This window comes from Flavobacterium tructae, from assembly GCF_001853485.1.
Lineage (GTDB): Bacteria > Bacteroidota > Bacteroidia > Flavobacteriales > Flavobacteriaceae > Flavobacterium > Flavobacterium tructae.
Genome location: NZ_MIKE01000025.1, coordinates 36316 through 57396 on the forward strand (window position 1 = coordinate 36316; position 21081 = coordinate 57396).

Annotated in this window: 19 protein-coding genes; 8 read left to right on the plus strand and 11 right to left on the minus strand. The window is 34.8% G+C overall.

Translation table 11 applies throughout. The features are described 5' to 3' along the window. Window positions 1-39: 39 nt before the first annotated feature. The 5 genes from BHE19_RS16175 to BHE19_RS16195 all read right to left on the minus strand — a co-directional run bounded on the left by BHE19_RS16175 (window position 40) and on the right by BHE19_RS16195 (window position 3471). Entirely contained in the window at window positions 40-570 is a 531-nt protein-coding gene (locus tag BHE19_RS16175) for a mechanosensitive ion channel domain-containing protein (protein ID WP_017498580.1), read from the minus strand. A gap of 10 nt (window positions 571-580) precedes the next feature. Then, a complete protein-coding gene (locus BHE19_RS16180) occupies window positions 581-1165 on the minus strand; it encodes a Maf-like protein (protein ID WP_070907990.1) in 585 nt (194 codons plus the stop codon). Next, the gene (locus BHE19_RS16185) at window positions 1158-2084 is read right to left on the minus strand and encodes a geranylgeranylglycerol-phosphate geranylgeranyltransferase (protein ID WP_083342569.1); all 927 of its coding nucleotides are present in this window, start codon (window positions 2082-2084) and stop codon (window positions 1158-1160) included. Before BHE19_RS16185 ends, BHE19_RS16180 begins: the two co-directional genes overlap by 8 nt. 114 nt (window positions 2085-2198) lie before the next feature. Beyond that, window positions 2199-2726, minus strand: a complete 528-nt coding sequence (locus BHE19_RS16190) for a KdsC family phosphatase (protein WP_017498577.1) — start codon at window positions 2724-2726, stop codon at window positions 2199-2201. Beyond that, on the minus strand, window positions 2710-3471 hold the full coding sequence (locus BHE19_RS16195) for a Rossmann-like and DUF2520 domain-containing protein (protein ID WP_070907991.1): 762 nt from the start codon (window positions 3469-3471) through the stop codon (window positions 2710-2712). Before BHE19_RS16195 ends, BHE19_RS16190 begins: the two co-directional genes overlap by 17 nt. 184 nt (window positions 3472-3655) lie before the next feature. Between BHE19_RS16195 and BHE19_RS22975 the strand changes: the two genes are divergently transcribed. The 4 genes from BHE19_RS22975 to ccsA all read left to right on the plus strand — a co-directional run bounded on the left by BHE19_RS22975 (window position 3656) and on the right by ccsA (window position 9993). Continuing rightward, entirely contained in the window at window positions 3656-4867 is a 1212-nt protein-coding gene (locus BHE19_RS22975) for a hypothetical protein (RefSeq protein ID WP_070907992.1), read from the plus strand. 9 nt (window positions 4868-4876) lie between these two features. Beyond that, window positions 4877-5815 (plus strand): hypothetical protein, encoded by a 939-nt coding sequence (locus tag BHE19_RS16205; protein WP_070907993.1) that lies wholly within the window; start codon window positions 4877-4879, stop codon window positions 5813-5815. Continuing rightward, the gene (locus tag BHE19_RS22980; RefSeq protein WP_070907994.1) at window positions 5815-6495 is read left to right on the plus strand and encodes a hypothetical protein; all 681 of its coding nucleotides are present in this window, start codon (window positions 5815-5817) and stop codon (window positions 6493-6495) included. The genes BHE19_RS16205 and BHE19_RS22980 overlap by 1 nt, the downstream gene beginning before the upstream one ends. Before the next feature lie 291 nt (window positions 6496-6786). Next, complete coding sequence (gene ccsA, locus BHE19_RS16215) at window positions 6787-9993, plus strand: cytochrome c biogenesis protein CcsA (RefSeq protein ID WP_070907995.1); 3207 nt, start codon at window positions 6787-6789, stop codon at window positions 9991-9993. A 69-nt stretch (window positions 9994-10062) separates the two neighbouring features. Here the strand turns inward: ccsA and BHE19_RS16220 are convergent, their stop codons facing one another. From BHE19_RS16220 to BHE19_RS16230, 3 genes are all read right to left on the minus strand, one after another. Continuing rightward, window positions 10063-10443 carry a DoxX family protein gene (locus BHE19_RS16220; protein WP_070907996.1) on the minus strand — a complete coding sequence of 127 codons (381 nt, stop codon included), beginning with the start codon at window positions 10441-10443 and terminating at the stop codon, window positions 10063-10065. A gap of 89 nt (window positions 10444-10532) precedes the next feature. Next, the gene (locus tag BHE19_RS16225) at window positions 10533-11321 is read right to left on the minus strand and encodes an anti-sigma factor (RefSeq protein ID WP_017498501.1); all 789 of its coding nucleotides are present in this window, start codon (window positions 11319-11321) and stop codon (window positions 10533-10535) included. Then, window positions 11321-11851: an RNA polymerase sigma factor gene (locus BHE19_RS16230; protein ID WP_017498502.1), complete on the minus strand. Its 531-nt coding sequence runs from the start codon at window positions 11849-11851 to the stop codon at window positions 11321-11323. Before BHE19_RS16230 ends, BHE19_RS16225 begins: the two co-directional genes overlap by 1 nt. 836 nt (window positions 11852-12687) lie before the next feature. Between BHE19_RS16230 and BHE19_RS16235 the strand changes: the two genes are divergently transcribed. Further along, a complete protein-coding gene (locus tag BHE19_RS16235; RefSeq protein ID WP_070907997.1) occupies window positions 12688-13275 on the plus strand; it encodes a glutathione peroxidase in 588 nt (195 codons plus the stop codon). Window positions 13276-13613: 338 nt separating this feature from the next. Further along, window positions 13614-13877 (plus strand): SymE family type I addiction module toxin, encoded by a 264-nt coding sequence (locus BHE19_RS16240; protein ID WP_070907998.1) that lies wholly within the window; start codon window positions 13614-13616, stop codon window positions 13875-13877. 362 nt (window positions 13878-14239) lie between these two features. Here the strand turns inward: BHE19_RS16240 and BHE19_RS16245 are convergent, their stop codons facing one another. Further along, a complete protein-coding gene (locus tag BHE19_RS16245; RefSeq protein WP_070907999.1) occupies window positions 14240-14737 on the minus strand; it encodes a GNAT family N-acetyltransferase in 498 nt (165 codons plus the stop codon). Window positions 14738-14773: 36 nt separating this feature from the next. Beyond that, entirely contained in the window at window positions 14774-15952 is a 1179-nt protein-coding gene (locus tag BHE19_RS16250) for a thioredoxin family protein (RefSeq protein ID WP_070908000.1), read from the minus strand. Window positions 15953-16132: 180 nt separating this feature from the next. Here BHE19_RS16250 and menD point away from each other — a divergent pair, with 180 nt between their 5' ends. Beyond that, window positions 16133-17797 carry a 2-succinyl-5-enolpyruvyl-6-hydroxy-3-cyclohexene-1-carboxylic-acid synthase gene (gene menD, locus BHE19_RS16255; protein WP_070908001.1) on the plus strand — a complete coding sequence of 555 codons (1665 nt, stop codon included), beginning with the start codon at window positions 16133-16135 and terminating at the stop codon, window positions 17795-17797. Window positions 17798-18320: 523 nt separating this feature from the next. Here the strand turns inward: menD and BHE19_RS16260 are convergent. Next, window positions 18321-19670 carry a M28 family metallopeptidase gene (locus BHE19_RS16260; RefSeq protein ID WP_070908002.1) on the minus strand — a complete coding sequence of 450 codons (1350 nt, stop codon included), beginning with the start codon at window positions 19668-19670 and terminating at the stop codon, window positions 18321-18323. A gap of 166 nt (window positions 19671-19836) precedes the next feature. Between BHE19_RS16260 and BHE19_RS16265 the strand changes: the two genes are divergently transcribed. Then, window positions 19837-20691, plus strand: a complete 855-nt coding sequence (locus BHE19_RS16265) for a CvfB family protein (RefSeq protein ID WP_070908003.1) — start codon at window positions 19837-19839, stop codon at window positions 20689-20691. Window positions 20692-21081: the final 390 nt, after the last annotated feature.

Here is a 21081-nt window from a genome sequence, read left to right on the forward strand (position 1 = left end):
TTTTGTTCAATAAAATCGTATAAGATTCCAGAACTTATCTTAATCAAAAAACTCCTTCTCTTCGTATTGGACAGGCATTATAGAAATTCCTTTTTGTAGCAGTAAATTATTGGGAAAAATAATCTTTTCGCCGTCTTTTGTTTTTAAGTTCACATGGAAGGCACTTATATCCTCAATTTCTGCTTCGATTGGAAAGTCTTTATCATGAATTTTGATAGTATCTCCAATTCGGAAAGGAAAAGAAAAAAACAAAATCATTCCCGAAGTTATATTGCTCAAAATAGACCATTGGGCAAACATAGCCACTCCAATTACAGTAGCAATGGAAGAAACTGTTATAAAAATATCTTTGGTCTCAACGCCCCAAATTATAATTAGGCTAATCATAACCAGTATGTTCATGAGCAAGTGAATGTACTTGATCACTAAATTGGTACGATGCTCTAATAACTGACTTGTGCTGGCATAACGACGAATTAGTTTCGCAACAATAATGCGCAACGCTATCAGAACGAGAATCAGAATTATGGTCGTTAAGATCTCCTGGCTATATTCTTTAAAAGAAAACATAAATAAATTTTTACACTAAAGTACTCAAATATTCATAAACTTTGGCTGTTGGCAACCCCATAACATTGGTGTAAGAACCTTCTATTTTTGCAACTGCCATAAAACCAAACCATTCCTGAATACCGTAAGCACCGGCTTTGTCGTACGGTTTGTAATTTTCGATGTAATACAAAATAGCTTCGTCTGATAAATCATTAAAGGTAACTTTTGTTGTATCATTCAAAAGAGTAGAAGAATTGTTTGTTTTAAAACAAACTGAGGTGATCACTTCATGAGTAGTGTTGGATAATGACTTGATCATAGTAAAGGCTTCCTCAGCATTTTTTGGCTTGCCTAGTGCTTTATTCTCATGCCAAACTATGGTGTCACTGGTCACCAGTATTTCATTTTCATTCAGTTCACCTTCAAATGCACTGGCCTTTAACGCTGCCAGATAATCTGTGATTTCGACTGCTTTTAATTCCGGTGGATAGATTTCTTCAATGTCTTTTAACCTAATTTCGAAGTCAAGATCCAAGTCTTTAAAAAACTGCTGTCTGCGAGGCGATCCCGAAGCCAGAATTAACGTATATTTTTTTAGTTTTTCTTTAAGCATTGTACTTGATATTTAAGGTGATAACGAGAATGGATAAAATCCCGAAGAATAAAATTAGTTTCAAAACGATACTTAAATGGTGGAATTCTTTTTGATTTTTCGCTCCAAATATTTTTACAATAAAATACAGTAAGGGAGCCAGAACAAATGCAAAAGCATAAAATGTAGCGATAAAAAGATTGTTCTCAACAAAATAGGTTTTGATATAAAGTAAACAAGAAATAAAAGGAATTATTGCAAGTCCCAAGGCTATTTTTGCGGTTCTGCTAATTCCAATAGCGATTGGCAATGTGTTCATTCCCTGATTGTAGTCGCCATTATGATCCTCAATGTCTTTGACGATTTCCCGAATAAAATTAATCATAAAAGCAAATATTGCATAATCGGTTAAGATGGAGAAGAAACTCGCCATTTGTGCCTGATTTTCAGAATTTGTAGCCGGAAAAAGGTCGAAAATTCCAATAATCCATACGCTTACAGAAAGTAATAAGGCCACAACAAAATTTCCCAGAATCATAATTTGTTTTAATGTCGTCGCGTAAAAGTAAAGCAGCGAGGCGATTAAAATAAAAAGCGAGGCAAACATAGGTCTAAGGATGATATTTGACAAAAGGAATCCAATAGCAACCCCTGTAATATTAAGTCCGATATAAATGTTATAGGCCGTTGTTTCAGAAATTCCTTTACCAATTACAACATCAGCAGGTTTATTGATACTATCCGTTGCAACATCATAGATATTATTAATTACATAACCAGCTGCCGCCAGTAAAACGGTACTTAAAACCAATAATCCGTATTGCCAATCCGCTAAAGCTAAAGGAATATTTTGCTGTTTTAGAAAGGCATAACGAAATAATACCTGCATAAAAGCTAGCATGAGCAGGTTTTTGTAGCGAATGAGTTTGAGGAATTTCATTTTTATTTGAGGTACTAAGGTTCTGAGGGGCTGAGGGGCTGAGGGGCTAAGTTTTATGTTATTTGTAAAATGTGAGATGTGATCGTGCAATCTAAAATTTACAATCTAAAATCATTAATCGTGTTTTCCGTTAAAATGTTCCATCCATTTCCCCTGAACTTTCATTACTTGTTCGATTACGTCACGTGCAGCACCTTTTCCGCCATTTACGTGCGAGATATAACGGCAAATGTTTTTAATTTCCGGACTTGCATCTTGAGGACAAGTTGGTAAACCTACTAATTTCATCACATGATAATCCGGGATATCATCACCCATATATAAAACCTGTTCCGGTTGAATGTTATAAGTCTCTGTATATTCTGCAAAAGTTGCTACTTTATCGGGAGTTCCTAAATGAATGTCATTAATTCCTAAATTACGCAAACGTACACGGACACCTTCATTGCTTCCGCCGGAAATAATGCAAACATTGTAACCGCTTTCAACTGCTGCTTTCATCGCATAACCATCACGAATATTCATGGTACGAAGAATCTCTCCTTCATTGGTTACAAAAACAGAACTGTCGGTAAGCACACCATCAACATCAAAAACGAAAGTGGTGATGTCATTCATTATTTCTTTATAATTTTTTGCCATTATTTTGTATAGATTGTGTTAGTATTTTATAAATATTCTTTTGATTTTCTTGGTTTAAATACTCCAAATGCGCTTCGATTGTAGTAGAATCTTTGCGTTTTGCAGGTCCGGTTTGAACGTCAATTGGATCTAGTGTATTTATTTTTTGAGCAGTTTCCTGAATTAAAGGTTTCAAAACGTCAAATGGTACCTGATGTTCTTTGCAGATCTCCTGTCCGATTTGATACAGATGATTGGTGAAATTATTCACAAAAACCGCTGCAACATGCAGAGCCTTTCTTTGATCAGAATTGATTGGGTAAACCGACTGTGAAATGCTTTTGGCAACTTTTTCCAAAACACGGAAATCAAAGGTATTTTCAGCCTCCAGACAAACCGGAATTGCTGAAAAGTCAATGGTGGCATTTTTAGAAAAGGTTTGAAGCGGATAAAAAACACCTCTACGATTCTTAATGTCTAAAGTCTCAATAGGAGCGGCTCCTGAAGTATGAACGACAAGACGATTTTGAAATGGTAACTGCTTTGAAACCTCGGAAATTGCATTGTCAGAAACTGCGATAATATAGAGATCAGCTTCTAGCAAAGAGTCAAAACTATCTGTGATTTTTTCAAAACTTACCAAAGAAGCAAGGGCCTCTTTTTTTCTGGAAAACACCTGTACAATTTCGACCGTTTCACTTTTAGAGAAAGCTTTGATCAAATGTTGGGCAACATTTCCGGAACCAATTATTGTAATTCGAATCATAGCGCAAAATTAGCATTATTTTTTTTAAACCTTAGCTTTTAATTTAAGACTATAAATCGATTTAAGGTTTGGAATGATAAATTGAAAAAGCTCCGATTGTAAATAAAAAGTTACTAAAGTTTGTTATGATTTAATATACATTTGCAGGCCGGATAGAATTAATTATTAAAACTAAAACGTTAAAATGAAAAAAAGAATTATAGGTATTATATCATTTTTAATTACTGCAATTGGGTTTTCCCAGCAATTAGGTGATGGTTATGCATCAGGAATCGATAATTACACAATTCCGAGAACTTCCGGAGCTTATAGTGGATTAGATGCGATTGGGGGAATTCCTGACCTTACACACAAGTGGAGTCATTTATTTCTGATTCGGCATGCCAATTCAAATAACAATCATCAGTTGCAGCTGGCTTCTTCATTTACACAAAATGACAGATTGTTTTTTAGAAAAATTGCAGCTGATTTAAATCCTTCAAATCCTTCCTGGGTAGAACTCGCAACAAGAGGAACTAATACTTTTGCAGGAAATCAGTTTTTTAATGGTTCGATTAAAATTCAGACTGCAAACGGTGATTATAACGAAAATTTAAGATTATTGCCTTCTACAACAGGTGATTTTTCTAGTATTGCATTAGGAGCTGTTCCTGGAGATTCCGGGACAGGAATAGGACAATGGACTATGATAAGATATCCAGCAATTAGTAATTATATGTTTAGCTTAAGATACAATACAAAAGATTATTTTAACATCCTAAACAATGGCAACGTTGGTATTGGTATCACAAATCCAAACACAAAACTGGCGGTTGTTGATGATTTACAGAATCAAGTAGTTTCCTCTTTTATTGGTGGAAAAAATCATCAAAATTATAAATATACAGCAATATCTATTGGGGAATCTATGAGTGCAGGTAATTCTTCAAATATAGGTTATATGTCTCATCAAACAGATAAAACTTCGAGTGGTTTATATTTAACAAATTACGGAGACAGTGAACATAATTCCAGTTTGTTTATAAAAGTTGGTGGAAATGTTGGTATTGGCGAAATAAATCCAAAAAACAAATTAGATGTCAAAGGAACTATTCATTCTCAGGAGGTAAAGGTTGATATGCTGGGTTGGTCAGATTTTGTTTTTAAAAAAGAGTATAATTTGCCCACCTTAACTGAAGTTGAAAAACACATCAGAGAAAAAGGGCATTTAGAAAATATTCCCAGTGAAAAAGAAGTTTTGGAAAACGGTATTAATCTTGGGGAAATGAATGCCAAACTTTTACAGAAGATAGAGGAGTTGACACTTTATATGATTGACATAAAGAAAGAGAATGACCAAATGAAGGCGGATAATTTAGAGTTGAAGAAGAGATTAATAAATCTTGAAAATAAATAATACATTATAATGAAAAAAATAATTACTTCTTTTAGTCTGTTACTTGCGACAACACTTGCTTTTGGACAGCAATTAGGGGACGGTTATGCACCTATCATAACCGATTTTAATGTTCCGTTGCTATCAGGCTCGTATAGCGGTCTGGATGTTACTGCAGGAGCGACCCCAGACCCTTATGGCTGGCAACATTTTTTTGCCATTAGACATGGTAATTCTAATTATAATTACCAATTGCAGATCGCCTCTTCTTTTTTGGAAAATGATAGATTATTTTTTAGAAAATTAGCTACTACAAATTCGTCTCCAAGGAATTCTGGATGGGTAGAACTCGCAACAAGAGGATCTAATAATTTTATTGGAGATCAGATTGTTAATGGCGGGATTGTAGGTTCTGGTTCTGGTGATACAGGTGTATATTTAAGTTTGGTAAATTCTTCAAAAACTGCACCAGCAATAGCTAAGAGATGGACTATTTATAACATGACTGGCTCTTATGGAAACAGTTTGCAATTTTGGGCATATGATAATTTAAGTTGTGGATCTGGTTTATGCAATAATCGATTCACCATAATGGATAATGGAAATGTTGGTATTGGTATCACAATCCCACAGAATAAACTAGATGTCAAAGGAACTATTCATTCTCAGGAGGTAAAGGTTGATATGCTGGGCTGGTCAGATTTTGTCTTTAAAAAAGAGTATGATTTACCTACGTTAGCCGAAGTCGAAAAACACATCAAAGAAAATGGACATTTAGAAGATATTCCCAGTGAGAAAGAAGTTTTGGAAAACGGTATTAATCTAGGGGAAATGAATGCCAAACTTTTACAGAAGATAGAAGAGTTGACGCTTTATATGATTGACATAAAGAAAGAGAATGACCAAATGAAGGTTAAACAGCTGGAATTTGAAAAAACAATTAATGAACTCAGAAAAAAATCTAAATAATGAGAAAATCTCTTTTTGCTTTTTTATGTTTGATTTTAGTAGCTAAAATTAGCGCACAGAACACAGATTTTAATAATGTTTCAATAGGTACAGATGGTCCGGCTTATGGAGTAAAAATAAAAGCAAATTTCCCTAATGTTACTGGTGGGTGGGCAAGGAGTTTTTCTGTGGTGAATGAAAATGACAGTAATAATTATATCGTTTTTGGATCATTTGGAGGAGTATATAATGGGGTGTCAACTCTTACTTATAGTTTTATAGGTAAAGATTGGGACAAAACATATTTGACTTTTTTACCCAATGGTAATGTTGGTATTGGAACAACAACTCCTCAAAACAAATTAGATGTAAATGGTACCATTCGCTCCAAAGAAGTAAAAGTTACTTTGGAAGGCTGGTCTGATTTTGTGTTTAAAAAAGAGTATGATTTGCCCACACTTGCCGAAGTTGAAAAACACATCAAAGAAAAAGGACATTTAGAAAATATTCCTAGTGAGAAAGAAGTTTTGGAAAACGGGATCAGTCTGGGGGAAATGAATGCGAAGCTTTTGCAGAAAATTGAAGAGTTGACTTTGTATTCCATTCAACAGTCAAAAGAGATTGAGGTACTTAAGGAAGAGAATAAATCTTTTAAAACCCTAGCGGAACGTCTCTCTAAAATTGAACAAAAAATAAAATAAAGTTTAGCTACAGATTATACTGATTGCAATGATTCTGTTGATTTATTTAAAAAGTACTGCTCTAAATGAAGTTTGCTAAACGAATAAGTCCTTTTTTAATCCCGTAATCTGTGGCATAAAAAAACAGATTCGTAAACTAGATTATGAATTTGTAAAATTAAGCGTACAGTTTTTAAAAGAATGATTTGATTTACTAATTTATATTTGGTTTTTATTAACAAATTACAGCCGTTGCAAATCAACATTTTTAAGTATTTTTGTGCCACTTTTATACAATGTAATTCCTTAAAAATGGATAAAAAAATATTCTCTTTTTTGTTTTCTACACGATTAATGGCCGTTCTTTTTTTAACATTCGCAATTGCAATGGGTGTTGGAACTTTTATCGAAAGTAAGTACAACACAGATACAGCCCGAATTTTAATCTATAACACCTGGTGGTTTGAGGCGATAATGGTCTTCTTTTTGATCAATTTCTTTGGAAACATCAAACGTTATCAATTGCATAAAAAAGAAAAATGGGCCACTTTATTACTTCACCTTGCCTTTATTTTTATTCTTTTAGGAGCTTTTATTACGCGTTATATTAGTTATGAAGGAATGATGCCTATCCGTGAAGGGGCTGCTGAGAATCAGGTTTACTCTGATAAAACATTTTTAACTGTTTTTGCAGATGGCGAATATAAAGGAGAAATGAAACGCAGAGTTTTTGACAAAAGCTTATTGTTTTCACCCGTAACCAATAATGATTTTACGCTTTCCGGAAAATTCGATGAGACTCCTTTTGAAGTGTCGTATGTGAATTACATCATGGGAGCTAAAGAAACTATAAAACCAGATCCTACTGGAACGTTATACCTTAAAATGGTGGAAGCCGGTTCTGGAGGACGTGAAGAACATTTTCTGAAAGAGGGTGAAGTACAAAACATTCACAACGTATTATTTGCGTTGAACAAACCAACAGCCGGTGCGATCAACATCAATACTACAGGAGATAAATATACGATTCAGACCCCTTTTGAAGGAGAGTTCATGCGAATGGCCGATCAGTTAAAAGGTAAGGTAAGCAAAGATAATGTACAGCCTTTAATGATGCGTTCTTTGTATAGCATTGGTGATATCAGAATTGTATTTCCTGATCCTGCCGTTAAAGGAGTTGTAGATTATGAGTCGAATAACGATTACAAAGCAAAATCACATCATGATGCTTTGATTGTAAAAATTAAAGCTGACGGACAGGAAAAACAAGTTAGACTTTTGGGATCTAAAGGAAGTGTAGGGGAGCCTCAGACGGTTAAAATTGGAAAAATCGAATACAGTTTGTTCTACGGAAGTAAAGCGTATGTTTTGCCTTTCAAAATAAAATTAAACGATTTTATCGCTACAAAATATCCGGGAACAGAAAAAAGCTATTCTTCTTTTGAAAGTAAAGTAACCGTTCAGGATTCAACAGAAACATTTAATGCTGATATTTATATGAACCACGTTTTAGATCACAAAGGATATCGATTTTTTCAATCTTCATTTGATCCGGACGAAAAAGGAACAGTATTGTCTGTAAATCACGATTTCTGGGGAACTAATATTACTTATTTAGGATATTTTCTTTTATACATAGGCTTAATGGGTATTATGTTTACCAAACATTCCCGTTTTGGCGATTTGAAACGCAAACTAGAAGGCGTAAAAAAGAAAAAAGAAAAACTAATTACCATTTTAGTTTTAATGATTGGTTTAAGTGGTTTCGCTCAGGCTCCGCATGTGCACACACCGGGCCACAAGCACGATCACAATACAGATCCAAACGATCATGCCAATCATGTTACCGCACCACCGAGTCAGAAACAGTTAGATTCTTTACTGACCATTTACAAAGCTCCGGAAGCGCATGCCGCTAAATTTGGACGTTTGATCATTCAGGATGCGGGTGGTAGAATGAAACCGGTGAATACTTTTTCATCTGAATTACTTAGAAAAGTAAGTCAGAGCGATACGTACAACGGAATGAATTCTGATCAGGTATTCCTGTCTATGACACAGTATGCTCAGGTTTGGATACAAATTCCTTTGATTCATCTAAGAGCCGGAAACGACAGTATTCGTAAAATTATTGGAGTAGAGAAAGAGGCTAAACGTGCTGCGTTTGTACAATTTTTTGATGCTAACGGAAATTATAAACTTTCACCATTTTTAGATGCAGCCTATAAAGCAGCAAACCCAAATCAGTTTGAGAAAGATTTTATAGATACCGATAAAAGAGTGAATCTGATGGAATCTGCTTTAAGTGGTAGTATTCTGAAAATATTCCCTATTCCGAATGATCCAAATCACAAATGGGTTTCGTATCTGGAAAGACAACAGGGAGGATTTAAAGGAATGGATTCGACTTATGTAACGCAAATTCTGCCAATGTATTTTAGTGCATTAAACAATGGCTCAATTTCTAAAAACTTTACAACAGCCGATCAGTTGGTGGAGAGTATTAATGGTTTCCAAAAGAAATTTGGTGCTAAAGTAAGACCAAGCGAGGAGAAAATTGATGCCGAAATAACCTATAACAAATACGATATTTTCAAAAAATTACCGTACTGGTATCTTACCGTTTCCGTCCTGATGTTGATGTTCACTATTGTAAATATCTTTTTGGAGAAGAAATGGCTTCGCGTAACGATCAACGGTTTTCATATTCTGGTAGGAGTATTGTTTGCACTGCACACTTTAGGGCTTATTGCACGCTGGTACATCTCGGGTCACGCTCCATGGAGTAATGCTTACGAGTCTATTATATACGTAGCCTGGGCAACAATGTTCTTCGGATTGGCTTTTGACAGAAAATCGAAACTTACTGTAGCTTCATCTGCTTTTGTAACTGCAATGATCGTAATGGCAGCTTATATGAACTGGATTGATCCTGAAATTGCAAACTTGCAACCGGTATTGAACTCGTATTGGTTGATGATCCACGTAGCAGTAATTGTAGGAAGTTATGGTCCTTTTGCCTTAGGAATGATTTTAGGTTTTGTAGCCTTGGTATTGATTTTCTTTACCAATGAAAAGAACAAAGCTAAAATGGATTTAAATATAAAAGAGATCACTTATATTAATGAGATGTCCATTACAATTGGTTTAATCATGTTAACGATCGGTAACTTTCTGGGCGGACAATGGGCCAACGAAAGTTGGGGACGTTACTGGGGATGGGACCCGAAAGAAACATGGGCTTTAATCTCGATTATGGTATATGCTTTTGTAATTCACGCTCGTTTTGTACCGGCACTTAGAGGAAAATGGTTCTTTAATTTAATGAGCATGTTCGCTTTTGTGTCAATATTGTTCACGTATTATGGAGTAAACTTCCACTTAGTAGGTTTACACTCGTATGCCACAGGAGAAGCACATTCGTTAAGCTGGATTTGGTATTCGTTAGGAACCATTTCGGTTATTGGAGCTTTAACGTATCCGAAATACCGTAAATACTATAAAAGCAAGAAAAAATAGTAAATAGTATAATAAATAAAAAAAGATTCAGCTTAGCTGAATCTTTTTTTATGTCTAAACGGGAGGTATTTAGTTTTGTTTTTTTAAGCCATTGGGATACATAATTGCCAGTAGCACGACAATGAGTAAAAAATTATATTCGGCACCGTTTCTTCCACCGCCTACAACAAACCAGCCTTCCTGAAAATGAACAAGGATTATTCCCATTATCAATATGAGAATAGTGACAAAACCTGCCGGTTTAACGTATTTGTTACTAAGCAGAAGAATGGCTGCTACTACATGGGATAGTTTAATAGACCAGGCCAGAAAAACGCCAAAAGGAGCGAAGCCAATCTGATTTAAATATAGATTTCCAAAATCATTGATTCCGTTATTAAACATTCCGAAAACAGAATGGGTGAGTAGAATAATAGCGACTGCAGTTCTTAAAAGTAAATTTCCATTCATATTTTTTTCGAGTTATTTTAATTGAAAGTAATAAAAAAACGCATATTAAATTGAATATGCGTTTCTTAAGTGATAAGATGTGTTATGTTTTAAACTTTCCCTAAAGTATACAATTGTTCCATTGTAGGCGTCAGGCTTCCTCCGGCAGGCTCTAAAGTGATTCCAAAAGCTTCTGCTGAATCAGTTTGATTAACAGCAAATATTTTTTGAGAGTTTCCTTCAAAATCGCTCAATAAACCAATACTCGTAGGAGTTAGTACAGGACTTAATTTTAAAGCCCAAACCTGATATACCATACCTTTTGGAGGTTTTGGTAAACCGGCAGCATCAATATACGTTGTTTTTGTGTCTTTGTTCCAGTACACTTTTGCAAATGAACTTGGAGAAACGGCTTGCCCGCCAAGTGTTACACCTGTGTTTTTGATGTCTCTTACAATGGTCAGACTTTTTTCAGTTTGCTTGTTCTGCTGATCTAAGAAAGCGTAATCTTTTTCAATTTTGTTTTTCTCAGTCCCAACAGTAGCAATAGCTTCTTTCGTTTTTGTCAATTCCAGAGTTTGATATCCAAAGCCTAATAGCAGTAACACTGCCGCAGCCCAGCCTACATATTGTGACCAGTTCGAAGCTGGTTTCATGTCGACTACTTTGCCGTGTTTCAGCTCTAAACGGGCTTTTATCTTCTCAAAATTGGCTACCGAGTGAAAAGGAGAGAAACTTGATGATAAAGCAACAATAGCTTTTTCTATCGAAATAATTTCCTGATCAACTTCCGGGTTTTTCTTAGCCAGTTCGGCTATTTCCAGATTTTCAGTTTCGGTCAATAAACCGTAAACGTATAGTTCCAGAATTCCTGATTCTATATACTCTTTTGCTTCCATTATATTTTTAGATAATTTCTTAGATCATTAATACAGTTTCTGTTTTGCGTCTTGATAGTCCCCAATGGCATTGCCAATTCTTCTGAAGCTTCTTGTTGGGTATATCCTTTAAAAAATAATAAATCAATAATCTCGATACATTTTGGTTTTAATTTTTTTACAAACTCTTGTATTCCAATAGTATCAATTCTATTAACGAGTTTATTACTGTCGTCTAACAGATTTACGAAATTATCTGAAGAAAGGTTTTTTTGACTGTTATTAAAATTTTTGGATCTTAACTTGTCAATGGAGGTATTCCTTGCAATATTAAGGATCCAGGTATAAAATCGGCCTTTACTCTCATTATAAGAATCGATGTTTTTCCAGATTTTGACAAAAACTTCCTGTAAAACATCTTCGGCTTCTTCACGGTTTTTTATGAGAACATTAATAACAGAAAACAAACTTTTCGAGTACATATCGTACAAATGGGTAAAAGCTCGTTCGTCTTTCTTGTAAATTAAAACTAATAATTCTTCTTGACTCATAGGTGTAGTATTTTAAGTTGGAACAAAATTTTAAGGGACATTATGTCTAACCTGAGATAAAGATAATTTATTTTTTGTGAATTTTTTATTTTTTTTAGTAGTCTTAAACCTAGGAAAATAAGGGGTTTGAAAAAAATATTACTTTTTTTTGATTTTTTTAAAACCAAAAGCAATCCAATTACGTAAATGCTATTATAACATCGGATTTATAGTGTCGTAAATAGCAAAAGTTTGAAAATGAAGAAGATTGGAATTTTTTAACAGCACTTTTGTTTTAAGAATTAGTAATGAAAATTAATATTTAGAAAGAGTAAATCGTAAAGTAAGTCTTAATAAATAAAAATTTATTTGTCATGAATAGCTTAAATAAACTGAAAATACTGATTGTTGGTTTGACTACAGTTTTGTCGCTGGCGGGATTCAGTAAAAGTGATTTCCGTAAAGGACTTGTTCATAAGAATTCAGAGCTTGTAATAAGCGATAATACATTATTTAGGAATTAGTAGATCAGTTGATGTCTTCGGACTTCCAAAAAAATGAAGGTAGTCCAACTCTTGCCCAGAATAAAAAATAAAAGCCGTTAAAAAAGATACGCCTGAGGGATTGGAATTTTGAAATGTATGAGCACTATAACCGGGGCATCAACTATTTTTAATATAACGATATAAAAAGGGAATAACAATTAATTCATGGTTTGATTTGTTTGTATGGGGGGAAGCCTAACGTCTGATTAACGTTAGGCTTCATTTTTTATTTAACGTATGTTTAGCAAAAAATAAAGAATTTAAAGTGAATTTTGAGAAGAGAATTTAACTAATTTTATAAAAAAATAAACAATGAAAAAAGTAGTATTTATAGCTTGTAGTATTGCCCTTTTGTTCGGTACTAAAATTCAGGCACAAACCAGTAAAGAGAAATTATCTAAAACGGATAAACCTATGACAAAAGAAACCATTTATCAATTTAAAGTAGAAGATTTATCAGGAGACACTTTTGATTTTGCTTCGCTAAAAGGAAAAAAAGTGATGATTGTTAACACGGCATCAAAATGCGGTTTAACTCCACAATACAAAGATCTTGAAGCAATTTACAAGGAGTATAAAGATAAAGGATTCGTAATTGTTGGTTTTCCTGCTAATAATTTTGCCGAGCAGGAGCCTGGAACAAATAAAGAGATTGAGACATTCTGCCAGCAAAATTATGGTGTAACTTTTCCAATGATGGATAAAGTTTCTGTAAAAGGAAGTGATATGTGTGAAGTGTACAAATTCTTAACACAAAAATCAAAAAATGGCTTGAAGGATTCTGAAGTTGAATGGAACTTTCAAAAATACCTGATTAACGAAAAAGGGGAGTTGGTAAAAGTGATTAAGCCAAGAACATTGCCAACAGATCCGGAAGTCATCAACTGGATTAAAGGTTAAAAGAAGAAAACAATAAATCTAGTCCACAAAATTGAAATTTCACTTTCAATTTTGTGGATTTTTTTGTTTGTAAATGGAGGACAAAGAACATTGTTCTGACTCATTTTGTTTGTTGTTGGTCAATACATTTTCATTTTGTACTTTTGCTGTGCATTACATTTTTGAAGGGTGGAAATTTTGCCCAGTATTTTTATGGGCATTTTTTATGTCCATAAGTAAACATACGCGGTTTCAGTACCTCCGTGTGGAGCATTAATGTGCCCACTGCCCTTCAAAGGTGTAATGCAACGGGAAAGGCTGAGACCGTATTTTTTTTAGCCATTTAAAAATTTCTGAAAATGCATTATACAGAAAAAACAAATCGCGTTGCAGTAAACACTGCAATTAAAAAACCACCCGATGTATTATCTGTTCGTCGGATCAAGATTCAACCATTTTATAGAAGGTCACGTTCCAGGTGTATGTACAAACCACCTGCAAAAGTTGTTCCCTATATACATCTTTGCGGTAATTGGTTACAGGAAGCAGGCTTTAAGCCCTGCGAAGGGGTAACCGTTACGGTAATGAAAGGCACGCTTATTATAAAAAGAGGAAAGAGATAATTTTGGAAAACTGATGCTCTGAAAGAGCTATAGCAATAGCATGGTGCATAGCACTATGAATGAGGACAACAATTATTGGGTTACGCCCTGAAAGGGCAAAAGCCTGATCGCAAAGAAATGCATCTTGCATATTTTGTGTGAGATTCTCTAAGAGTTGTGAACGGTTTTTATTGAGATTTATAGGGAATGAAGATTGTTTTTGCCCTTTCAGGGCAATTTTACCCCCTAATCTAACTCAAAGTACTACGCACTATGCTGTTGCTTTTTGGGCTTTCAGCCCTTTTCTTTTCAGCTTTTGTTAGATCAATAACAAAACCCGCTATTTTTTTAGCGGGTTTCTTATTTTGTATTTCTAAAGCTGTTTATTTCAATATTAATTGCATGAAAACCAAATCGAGCCAATGATCAAATTTATATCCCACCTCACGAAGTGTTCCGGTTGCGACAAATCCAAATTTTTCATGAAAAGCAATACTTCCGGCGTTGTCGGCATCAATAGCTCCAATCATAACATGATACCCCTGTTCTTTAGCCAAACGAATGAGTTCTGACAGTAACTGAGATCCAATACCTTTTCCGATAACAGTATCTACCACATATACAGAATGTTCTACGGTATATTGATATCCAATTTTCTCACGGAATTGTCCGTAACTCCCAAATCCTACTACTTCGCCATCTAATTCGGCAATCACTATGGGCAGATTTTTAGCTTTTTTGTCTTCAAACCATTTTGTTTGAACTTCAAGGGTTTGAATTTCATAACTGTAGTTTGCGGTGGTATGCAGAATCGAATGGTTTACAATATTCAGAATCTTTTCTAAATCATTTGTTGTTGCCGGTCTAAGGTTTAGGCTCATAGTTTTTTGAGTATATACGATGTGTTTTTTAGAAGATTAACGTTTGCCTAGTTCCACCAGTAAAGCATCAACCTCTTTGGAGTTCCAGTTCATTTCTTTGGCGATTTCTTTGGCATCTTTAGCATATTGCAAGGCCAGTTTCTTATCCTTTATTTTTTGATAGAGCCTTGCCAGAAGTAGATTTCCATCGTAAGAATCATTCAGTTCAATAGCATGTTTTATCCATTCGATTGCTTTTTTTAAACTCTCGGTATCCGAAATATGCTTTAAATAAATTTGTCCGATATCTTTCAGAGAACTGGCATCATTCCAGACTAACTTTTGTGTATTTTCAAGAGTAACTTTTTTGTAAAATTGCCATTTTTCGGTTCGTTCTGCCAGAGTTAAGTCAAATTTAAAAACCAGTGAATCTACTTTTTGCAAGCGTATTGATTTTGCAATTTCTCTTTGTTTGTAATAGTTTGTAGTGTCTAAATTATCAACATACGGACGAAGTGATTCTGTGACTATATTTTCAATCTTTCGATCGATACGACTTTGGGAGGCCACAGCAGCAAATTCCTTGTTATGACTTAATACATACTGAAATTCCCTCGATTTGATATCGGTAACCCCATTGGCAATCACTCGCCAGTTGGTTTCACTAATTAATTGCGCATCAGATTGTGTATGGAGATAAACATGTGTTGGAATTGATAAGTCAGTACGGTCTTTTCCTTTTTTCAGCGTGTTCAGATAGTTGAAAAATTTGTCGACATTAGAAGGATCAGCGAGAAATTCTTTTTCCAGATAAGGCAATTGCAATTTCGGATTTAAGGCATTATTTACTTCTGTCATAAAAACCTCTTTTTTTAATTCGCCTTTTAAAGCATACAAAAGGGTTTCGGCGGCAGAGTCTATAAATAAAAAGGAAGGTAACGATTTTGTATTGAATTTATTCTTAAGTGCAGTTCCTTCTTCTTTTTCAATATTTTTCCAGACACACACATAATTCTTCTTTAGAAAATCGATCACAGCAGGATCACTAAAAACTTCTTTTTTCATCAAATTACAATGCGGACACCAATCGGCATAAAGCATTAGAAAAACCGGTTTTCCTTGCGCTTTGGCATTGTTCAGAGCGGTATTATAAGGCATGTCATCAGCAACAAATTGATTTTGAGCCGATGTAGTCTGTAGGGATATAAAAAGAAAAAATAAATATAAAAAGCGCATAATCGGTTTGTTTTTGTATAGAAATAATCAGTTTTACAAATATATTCCCTTTTTCGGGAAACTCCTTTTAATATCTTCCTATTTATAAGTTAAATCCAATGCGAAGTTTGTAACTTTGTGAGGTTAAAAAAAGAGTTTTATAACTGTAAATCTCTTTTCAAAAAGTAATACACCATAAGAATGATTTACCCCAAAATAGCGCTTGCACAAAGCATTATCGAAATTTGTTCAGGCAAAGGAATCACTAATATTATTATTTCTCCGGGATCAAGAAATGCTCCTCTAACGATAGGATTTGCTCAAAACCCTAATTTTAACTGTTACAGTATTGCCGACGAGCGCTGTGCCGCCTTTTTTGCATTGGGAATTGCACAGCAAACCAAAATGCCTACCGCAGTGGTTTGTACTTCAGGCTCTGCCTTGTTGAACTATTATCCGGCTGTAGCCGAAGCGTTTTACAGTCAGATTCCACTTATTGTTATTTCAGCCGACCGTCCGCAAAGCAAGATTGATATTGGTGACGGACAAACCATTCGTCAGGAGAATGTTTTTCAGAACCATTCTGTTTATAATGCCAATTTGACTGAAGAAGCTTCAATAGAAAACGATTTAAAGATCAACAAAGCCATAGAAGCAGCTATACTTCAAAAAGGCCCTGTTCATATTAATGCTCCTTTTGAAGAACCTTTATACGAAACCGTTTCAGAACTTTCTGTAGCGCCAACAATTACCCATTTAGAGGAAATTATCGGTGCAGGAACCATAGAAAACGAAGCAGAGACAGTTTCTGTTTGGAATGCTTCAAAAAGAAAATTAATTCTTATTGGAGGAATAAACGAAGCGAATTCTGTCGATAAAGAAATTCTGGAAAACTTTGCCAAAGATCCCTCAATTGTAGTATTGACAGAGACGACTTCAAATTTGCATCATCCGAGTTTTATTAATAGCATAGATACTTTAATTACGCCATTTGATGATGCTGATTTTAAAGATCTTGAACCGGAAGTGTTAATTACTTTTGGAGGTATGATTGTATCCAAACGTATCAAAGCCTTTTTACGAAAATACAAACCCGAACATCACTGGCATATAGATACTTTACGTGCTTATGATACCTTTAATGCTTTAACGAAGCATTTTGTAATGGAACCTGATGCATTTTTCAAAGCGCTGCTTCCGAAGACAGAATTTGCAGCAAGCGATTATTTTTCTAAAATTGATCAGATTTACGATTTAAGAAAAATCAGAAAAGAAGAATATCTGCGTAAAATTGCATTTTCAGATTTTAAAGTATTTGAAAAAGTAATCGGATCACTTCCTAAAAACAGTCAGTTGCAAATTAGCAATAGTTCGGCCATTCGCTATGCACAGTTAATTGAGATTGATCCTTCAATCGAAGTTTATTGTAACCGTGGAACCAGCGGTATTGACGGAAGTACATCAACAGCAGTTGGTGCAGCAGTAGGAAACGATAAACAAACCGTTTTTATTACCGGAGATATTAGCTTTCTTTACGATAGCAATGCTTTATGGAATTCGTACATACCGGAAAATTTCAAGATTATTTTAATCAATAATGGAGGAGGGGGAATTTTTAGGATTCTTCCAGGCCATGAAGAAAAACCGGTTTTTAATACCTACTTCGAGACTTCACATCACTTGACAGCTGAGCATCTGGCCAAAATGTATAAGATGCATTATTTTGCAGCCACAGATGAGGAATCTTTAACGGGAGGTATTAAGTCGCTTTATGCTACAAATAATGCTCCTTGTATTTTGGAAGTATTCACGCCAACTTTGGAGAATGATGTTATCTTAAAACAATATTTTAAAGAATTGGTTTAGACTCAAAAATTAATGCAAAAAGTTGTGTGTTGATTCAAAAAATGGTATTTACTGAAATAAATCTATTGCTCTGAAAGAGCTTTAGCCAGAGCGTAGTGCGAAGCGCTATGAGCTATGAAGGAGATTGTTTGAGCCCTGAAAGGGCAAAAGCTTAATTCCAAAGAAAAACAACTAGCTTATTCGGAATGGTGTTCTAAAGGAAAATGAGCTGCTTTTATTAAAATACGTGCTTCTCTATCTTTGCTCTTGCCCTTTCAGGGCAATTTTATTTCTTTAACTTAGACATAGTGCGTTGCACTATGCTTGTGCTATCAGGCTTTCAGCCTTAAAAAGTAGATATGATTGTTCTTTTAATGTGTGCCAAGATTTTTTTTCACTGATTCTACAGATTTAAAGGCAATTATTAAAGGAATCTGTGGCTAATTTTGCCACCTTGGTAATGGTAACGGATAGTCATAAAACAAAAAAGACGCAAGAAGGTAAGTATCTTTGCGTCTTTTTTGTTTTATGATAGTAAGAGAAATTAACGAATTGGAACCGGAAATACCGGTAAACTTGCATGTCCTAAAGCATCAATACTTTGTACGGCAAAAAAGTAATTGTCTTTAGAATAGGGGATTTCGGCCTTGGTTTCTTTTACAAAAAAAGTTTTCTCCCAATGAGACGATGAAGTTTCTCTCATTAAAATCTGGTAACCAAAAGGAGTTTGTCCTTCAGGTGCAGTCCAGGCTAAGGTAGAAGAATTGGAAAGTTCTTTTACTTCGATTCCCACATTTAAAGGTGCTTTTGGCGACCAGGCTAGATTAGCCAGTGTTGCCAAGTTCGAACAGGTATTTTTTCTCAAATAGTCAAAATCCATGAATTCAGCAAGATCACCGTACTGGATACCATTTTCAGTTCTTAAATCCTGATGCTGATGATTGAAGTTTTCATTCATTTCGCAGAAACGAACAGCAGTAAAACCATTTTGACTGAACGGAGTATGATCTCCACCACGAAGAAAACGATCGTTTCGGTAAACCAATTTTACTTTTAATTGATCTACATACTGTTCCGTAACGGTTTTGATATAACGTGCTAATAATCTTGAAGGACTGTCGTTATCACGGTTTGTTGCTTTGCGCATTTTAGCTTCCTCTTCAGTTTCTGTAAACGGAATGGTTTCGCTAAATATCCTGATCTGTGTGTTATCTCTTAAATTTGTACCACTTGAGAGGCTGTTTCCAATCATATCATTGTTTAGCATGGCTACAATATTCCAGTTGGCTGCTTTGGCCAATTCTGCTAAGTGACGGGCACCATAAAGCCCTTGCTCTTCACCGGTTACCGCGACAAAAATTATAGTAGCAGGAAATGATCTTTTACTCATTACTTTGGCCAGTTCGATAACAGCTGCAACACCCGAACCATCATCATTGGCACCCGGAGCGTCAGATTTGACATTCATCACATCTGAAACTCTAGAATCCAGATGTCCGCTTATGATAAGTACGCGATTGTCGTTTGGATCGGTACCTTTTAAGGTCGCCATAACATTTCCGAGCTGGCTGTCTTTGGCAATTCGTTTTCCATCGGCTTTTACATCAAAATAATCGATTTTAGAAGTTAGTCTTCCCCCAGATTCCTGGGCAAATTTATCAAACTCCGATTTTATCCATTGTTGTGCCGCGCCGATACCTTTGGTTTTACTTTTGGTATCGCTAAGCGTGTGTCTGGTACCAAAAGAAACTAATTTATGAATCGTAGCTTCGAGGTTTTCAGCTTTGATTTCGCCGATCATTTTTTTGATTTCAGGATCCTCCGTAATTTGTGAAGTGGCAATATGAGTAAAAAATAAGAAGGTAAAAATAGAATAGAAAATGGTCTTTTTCATTGGTTTTGGATTAATTATAGGTTTTCAAATGTAACCAAAAGGAGTAAATTAGAGTAAGATGCGGTTGTCTTTTTTTAATTAGAAACATTTTTAGGATTACCATTTTCAAACTTCGTACATTTGCAGCTCGAAACTTAGCTGCTTAACAGCTTAGAATTTTTAGCATATGATTGAAATAGGAAAATACAATACCCTTACTATACTTCGTGATACCAAAGTTGGTTTGTTTTTAGGTAACCCTGAGAAAGACCCTGAAGGAATTCACGATATTTTATTACCCAACAAATACGTTCCAAACGAGTTTGAAATCGGTGAAGAATTAATCGTTTTTGTTTATTTGGACCATGAACAGCGTCCAGTGGCAACCACTTTAGAGCCTTATATTCTGTTAAATGAATTTGCGTTATTAAGAGTGAATTATATCAATAATGTTGGTGCTTTCATGGATTGGGGAATGGAAAAGGATATTCTTGTCCCGTTTAAAGAACAAGCCCGTCCAATGGAAAAAGGAAAACGTTACCTGGTGTATTTGTACATGGACGAAAAAACAAATCGTCTGGTAGCGTCAAGTAAAACCAATCAGTTTTTGAGCAATGAGCAGCTGACCGTTGAAAAAGGGGAGGAAGTAGAATTGATTGTTTCTCATATTACAGAGATTGGTATTAATGTAATTATTAATGAGAAACACAAAGGATTGCTCTACAAAGACGAGGTGTATGATGACGCCATCAGAACCGGAGACAGAATGCGTGGTTATATTAAAAATATCCGTCCTGATCATAAAATCGACGTAGCGTTGCAAGTTCAGGGATATCAAAGTATTGAGCCGAATGCAGAGAAGATTCTGGACGAATTAAGAGCTAATCGTGGTTTTTTACGTCTGAATGACAATTCACATCCGGAAGATATTAAAACGGTGCTGAAAATGAGCAAAAAAACGTTTAAAAAGGCTGTTGGAGCTTTGTATAAAGAAAAACTCATTGAAATTAAAGATGACGGAATTTATCTGATAAAAGAATAAATTTTCTAAATTTTTAAAATCCAAATTCCAAATTCCAATGGGATATCAGTGCTGTTGGGATTTGGAATTTTTTATTTCTTGGAATTTGGATTTTGGATTTTTTTTGAAATTTCTCCAGTATATAACAGGAAAGGCTACTCATTACAAGTAGCCTTTCCCTTTTTATTCTAGTTTTAAAAAAAATTGTAATTAAAAAAAAACAGAAATAAAATAAACTCGAATCCATTCAAAAAATAATAGCTTTAAAAATTTTAGAAACTATTTTCTGAAATGGGTATGTCTTTAAACAATTTATAAATTCATATTAAAAGCAAAAACTCAATTTCACGGCTCGACCCATTTAGTTTAATAAAATAACTTGTAGAAAGTTTTCATTAGTATTTTTTCCTC